At 70.6% G+C, this 5543-nt stretch carries 4 protein-coding genes; 3 read left to right on the top strand and 1 reads right to left on the bottom strand.

Annotation, left to right across the window (positions count from 1 at the left end):
- From D7X55_RS35020 to D7X55_RS35010, 3 genes are all read left to right on the top strand, one after another.
- Window positions 1-1192, top strand: a 1192-nt coding sequence (locus D7X55_RS35020) for an ATPase domain-containing protein (RefSeq protein WP_147470329.1), incomplete at its 5' end; no start/stop codon positions are given.
- Complete coding sequence (locus D7X55_RS35015; protein WP_121725319.1) at window positions 1192-1581, top strand: response regulator; 390 nt, start codon at window positions 1192-1194, stop codon at window positions 1579-1581. The genes D7X55_RS35020 and D7X55_RS35015, both read left to right, overlap by 1 nt.
- Before the next feature lie 144 nt (window positions 1582-1725).
- Window positions 1726-2418, top strand: coding sequence for a hypothetical protein (locus tag D7X55_RS35010; protein ID WP_121725318.1), 693 nt, complete (start codon window positions 1726-1728; stop codon window positions 2416-2418).
- A 5-nt stretch (window positions 2419-2423) separates the two neighbouring features.
- Here the strand turns inward: D7X55_RS35010 and D7X55_RS35005 are convergent, their stop codons facing one another.
- The gene (locus D7X55_RS35005; RefSeq protein WP_121725317.1) at window positions 2424-5342 is read right to left on the bottom strand and encodes a PD40 domain-containing protein; all 2919 of its coding nucleotides are present in this window, start codon (window positions 5340-5342) and stop codon (window positions 2424-2426) included.
- Between the last annotated feature and the right edge of the window lie 201 nt (window positions 5343-5543).

Raw genomic sequence — 5543 nt, 5'->3', positions numbered from 1 at the left:
GGACATGCTGGTCCGCACGGTCCGGGAGCGTGGCGCCAGGTTGCTCAGCGTGGACGGCCTCATGGTCCTCAAGGAGCGGCTGCGGCCAGACGAGGACCTGCGCGAGCTGCTCCAGGCGCTCAACGTGCGGCTGGCCGCCCTGGACTGCACGACGCTGCTGCTGAACACGGAGACGCAGAAGGGCACGGGCCCCGAGTTCGGCGTCGTCGACGGCGTCGTGGCCCTGAGCGCGGACCTCATCGGGCTCAAGGCCACGCGCGGCATCGAGGTCACCAAGTTCCGTGGCAGCAACAACATCCCGGGCCGGCACACCTTCCTCATCGACGAGAAGGGCGTGAGCATCTACCCGCGCTTCGAGGCGGTGATGCGCGAGACGCCCCGCAAGCTGGCGGACCCGCGCGACCGCAGCCGCTGGGGCATCGAGGGGCTGGACGCCATGTGTTCCGGGGGGCTCGTCACCCGGTCCTCCACGCTCATCATGGGCAGCCCGGGCAGCGGCAAGACCATCATCGGCATGTCGTTCCTGGAGGAAGGGGCGAAGAAGGGAGAGCCGGGGCTCTACTTCGGCTTCGCGGAGAGCGGCGCGCAGCTCACGCTCAAGTGCCAGAACGTCGGTCTGGAGCTGGAGCCGCTGCAGCGCCAGGGGCTCTTGCGGCTGGAGGCGCGCGCGCCGGTGGAGACGCTGCCCGATGCGATGGCCCAGGAGCTGATACTGCTGGTGAAGGAGCAGGGCGTGAGGCGGCTGGTGCTGGATGGCCTGGAGCCCTTCGCCAAGGAGGCCATCGACCCGGAGCGCACCACGCGCTTCATCACCGCGCTCATCAACGCGCTGCGCGAGCGGGACGTCACCCTGCTCATCACCCAGCAGACGAACGACATGTTCGGCCCGGAGCTGCACTCGCCCATCCGGGGCATCGACGCCATCTGTGACAACGTGGTCTTCCTGCGCTTCTTCGAGCTGCACGGCGAGCTGCACCGGCTCATCACGGTGCTGAAGATGCGCGACAGCGCCAACGACCCGTTCCTGCGCGAGCTGCGCATCACGAACGAGGGCCCGCGCGTCGGGGAGTCGTACGTGGCGCTGGAGGCCGTGCTCACCGGGCAGCCCCATGCCCGCGTCCAGGGGTCCAGGGCCTCCACGGGAATCAGGCTGACATCCGGCGGGCCTGGCCGGGCCGGGGAGGACGGGTGATGTCACGCATCCTCGTGGTGGAGGACGAGGAGACCCTGGCGGACGCCATCCGGGACGTGTTGCAGGACGCCGGCTTCGAGGTGCAGGTGGCCCGCAACGGACTGGAGGCCCTGCGGGAGCTGGAGGCCGGCACGCCCGACGTGCTGCTCCTGGACCTGATGCTGCCGCTCCTGGACGGCCGCGGCCTGCTCACGCGGATGCGGAACCAGGAGCACCTGCGCGAGCTGCCGGTGGTGGTCATGACGAGCGCCAGCCGCAAGGCGCTGGCGGACCACCCGGTCGGCTCGTTCCTGCAGAAGCCCGTCACGGCCGTCGGGCTGCTCAAGGCCCTGAAGTCCGTGCTCCCCGGTGCGGAAGGGGGAGGCCCCACATCACCGGACGCCGCCTGACACCCGGGCGGCCCGGGTCAATGCGCATGGGCGCACGGTTTGCCCCCGTGATGCGCAATGGCAGACAAGCGTGGGGGAGTCCCCACTCCCGGCCCCGTGAAGCGTTCCGACCTTTCCGGTGTCTCTTTCCCCGGGAGAACCTTCATGGCGCACCGTCCTGATCCTCCGCCGCCACTTTCCGACAGTGCCATCCAGGTGGAGGCCGTGGCCTTCATGGATGCCCGGGGACATTGGCTGACCGCCGTCGCGGCGCGGCGGGTGGCGGCGGTGCGCGAGTTCTTCCGGCAACATGCCCACCTGCGGCGCGACTTCCTCCGGGAGCGGGCCCAGGAGGAGCGCCGCGAAGGACGGCTCACCCTGGAGCTGTTCTCCCACGCGGCCCAGCGCGTCCGCTGGCTGCTCACCACCGGCGACGGCTCCATCACGCGCATCCATGGCGCGGAGGCCGGGCGCGACCTGGGCCTCTTGTTCGCGGGCACGGACTCCGGCCTGGATGGCCTGACGTCGGAACGGGAGCAGCGCTGGAACCTCAACCACCCGCACCCGCTCCCGCCCACCGGCTTTCGCACCGGCCACCTCGACGAGGACCCGACCCACCACCTGGCCTTCTACGCGATGTTCGGCGCCTCCAACGAGAGCTTCCCCGAGGAACAATTCAACAAGCTGACGGGCACGCTCAGCGACATGGGGCCTCCGGAGGATCAGCGCCTGGCCTGGGACGGCATGGACCTGGGGCGCCAGCTGGGCGACCCGCGCTTCGACGTGAACACCTGGCTGTGGAAGACCTTCGGGGACGCGGACCAGCTTCCCCAGGCCGCCGAGGCCGTCGCGAGCTGAGGCTCTCAAGGGATGGGCGGCAGCGGCAGCAGCATGAGCTCCTCGATGTATGGCTTCTGCCGGGCAACCCGCACGTAGGACAGCCAGCGGCCATCGGGCGACGCCATGGCCGCGAACACGGCGTAGGCCTCGGACTCCAGGTCCAGACTCCAGCACCTCCACGGGCGCACCGCCGTGCACAGCCACGGTGAGCGTTCGTTCTTCGGGGCGTGCAGCAGGAACCTGCCCTCCAGCAAGGCGGATCCTCCGCCGGCGCGCGCCGCGAGCACCAGCTCCTCCGCGGTGGGGGCACGCGTGCGCACGGGGCCCGCGTCCCCGGGGACTTCGAGGACCTTGAACTCCGGAGCCAGCTCGCCGGGCGAAGTGTCCGCGAACAGCGAGGCCCTCGGCGACAACGGCAGGACGTCCCGCAGCTGTTCCGACACGGGAACGGAGCGGCCTCCCATCGGGTAGCACGCGCCCGGGTGATACTCGGACTTCTGGAGCAGTTCCTCTCGCGGGAACGGGCGGTCCTGCTTGTTGACCAGGGGGCCCCACTTGCGCGCCGCCGGGTCGTAGCAGCGCACCTGTGCGCCATCCGGCTGGACCTGGCACAGGGTGCCATCCCTCCAATACACCTGAGGCCCGCGCTCGGGAGGGATGCTGGGAACGGACTCCACCCGGCCGATGACCTCCGCCCTGCCCTTCATCTCCCCGACACGCAGCGGCAGCGGAAGCGTGGCCGCATGGAGCCGCTGCTGGAGGGCACGCATGCCGTAGCGCTCGGCGCAGGCGCCGTCTGTCTTCAGCGAGCCGTGCAGCTCCGGATGGACCCCGTCCGCGAGCGCCCGCCGGGCGGCGATGGCCTCCAGCGCCGTGGAGACACAACCCATGCGGGAGATGCGCCCGTCCTCATTCGGCGTCTTCCCGTACGAGACCTCGCGCGAGTCCTCATTCCACTTCACCAGCCGCGCGAAGGCCTCCAGGGCCTCGCGAGCAGACGCGTCGTCGCGGGCGAGCAGTGCCTGGAGCCGGGCTTCGGTCTCCTGCGCCAGGGCCCAGCGCACCGCGCCGAACGCGCCCATGTTCGCGGTCAGCGTCAACGCCGGGAAGTCGGGCACACCATCGACCCACAGCGACATGCGGCCCGGCTGGCAGCGCATCTTCACGTCGCCTTCCACCTCGCCTTCCAACGACCGGCTGTCCCCGGCGATGGCGGTGGCGTAGCGCACGAACTTCAGGTTCCCGGGTGCGGTCAACTCCTGACGCAGCTTCACCCAGCCGCCGTGACAGTTGTCCGCGGGGCTGAGGGGGTCGTACGGCGAGACGATGCGCTGCGTCTCCATTTCGAAAGGAATGCGTGGGTCCTGGCCCAGGTCGCAGGAGATCCGCGCCCGGTCGAGGCGGTCGTTGTCGTCCCACTTCAGCGCGGGCCCGTCCCAGACCGGCTTCGGCATCACCACGTCCGTCCGCGCGAGCGGCGCTTCCGTCGAAGCGAGCACCCGAGGCGCGACGTACGGCCCCAGCTCAAGAGAGCGCACGACCAGGCTCAGCGTCCGTTCATCCGAGTCCACCTTGCTCGGAGGAGCGTCGCGAAGGTAGGCGATCCACCGGCCATCCGGAGATACGCGGGCCTCCGACAACTGATTGGCGCCCTCATCCTCCTGACCGCCCCATCGCAGGGACCAGCACCCCAGGGGCTTGCGCACGGAGCAGAACTGCTTGCGGTCCTCGTCCAGGATGAAGCGGCCTTCGCCAAAGAGCCGCGAGCCGGTGGACGCGAGCATCGCCTTCTTCAGTTCCTCCGCTTCCGGCGCGCGCAGGCGCGGTGGGCCATCCCCATCAGGGACCTCCATGACCTGCGCCCCGTGGACCCCGCCGGTCCAGAACAGGACGGCCCGGGAAGACAAACGCAATTCAGGCGGGAACCCTCCAGGAGGACGGACGTTCCGGGTCCCCAGGGGAACGCCGCAGCGCCCCATGCGAAGGCTCCCGTCACCCCGGTCCACGGGGACGGCCTTGCCCCAGCGCCGCGCCATGGGGTCGTAGCAGCGCATCCGCTTGCCGGTGTCCTGCTGCACCACGCACAGCCGTCCCTGGCGCCAGAACAGGTCCGAGTCCGACTCGGACGGCTGGACCTCGCCGATGGTTTCGGGAGCGCCTGTCTTCAACGGCGGCCGGTCTCCCTCCAGGTCCGGAGCCAGGACATCCCGAGGGCTGTACTGCTCCACGTCTTCGCCCGCGGCCAGGGTGGCGCGGTTCCGGGCGCGCTCGAGCGCGACGGCCAGCCCCGCGACGCTGTCCGCCTCCGGCAGGTTCGCGTCGCGAACGTACATGCGGGAGGGGACGCCCTTGCCCACCAGGAAGTCCCATTCCTCCAGCGCCCTGCGCGCCCCGGCGTCGTCGCGGGCCAGGAGGGGCAGGAAGCGGGCTTCGCTGTCACGGGACACCCGGAACTTCACCGAGCCGGAGGTGACGCCGATGCCAATGGGCTCCAGCGTCAACGAGGGGGACTCGGGCACGCCTTCCACGGACAGCTCCAACCGCCGCGCATCGCAGCGGACGCGGATGCGAGGGCGCGGAGGAGGCGGTGGCAGCTGGGTGCCCGGAGCGTCATCCACGACGCGAAAGCGGCGCTCGACGTGCGAGCCGTCTGGCAGGGACAGCTTCTGGGTGATGACCGCCTCGGCGGGCCGGCAGAAGTCCGGGAGGGCCTGCGTCACGTCCACGGTCTGGGAGACAATGAGGTCGGGGGTTTTGCCCAGACCCAGGTCGCAGGCAGCGGACTCCGTGAGCTTGGGAGGCAGCGCCTTCGCCTCCGCGAAGGTCCGCGGCTCGGCGGCGAGGACCACGCCCTGCGACGGCGGCTCCGCGGCGGAGGCCCGGGTCGCGGACACGGTCAGCAGGAGCCCCAGACACCACCCACGGACGGTACGAAAGTGCATGTGTCACGGACCGTAGCAGCAGGCCATCCCCCGCCGTCCAGGAGGGGAATGCACGCTGGCGCACCGTCGCCGCACATCCCGGTAGCCACCACGCGCGCGCCACGCCACGCTGGCCCTTCCGTGGACGACACCCGCCTCCCCGACCCCGAAGCCCTCCGCCCGCTGCTCACCGACGCCCTGTCGCTGCCCGCGCTCAAGCCC

Origin of the sequence: Corallococcus sp. AB049A (assembly GCF_003668885.1) — a bacterium.
In the GTDB taxonomy this organism is placed as follows: Bacteria; Myxococcota; Myxococcia; order Myxococcales; family Myxococcaceae; genus Corallococcus; species Corallococcus interemptor.
This window is presented reverse-complemented; position numbering and strand designations above follow the sequence as displayed.

Excerpts from the sequence above, each read along its gene's own strand:
- D7X55_RS35015 (WP_121725319.1), top strand. The coding sequence starts at position 1,192 with ATGTCACGCATCCTCGTGGTGGAGGACGAGGAGACCCTGGCGGACGCC.
- D7X55_RS35010 (WP_121725318.1), top strand. The coding sequence starts at position 1,726 with ATGGCGCACCGTCCTGATCCTCCGCCGCCACTTTCCGACAGTGCCATC.
- D7X55_RS35005 (WP_121725317.1), bottom strand. The coding sequence starts at position 5,342 with ATGCACTTTCGTACCGTCCGTGGGTGGTGTCTGGGGCTCCTGCTGACC.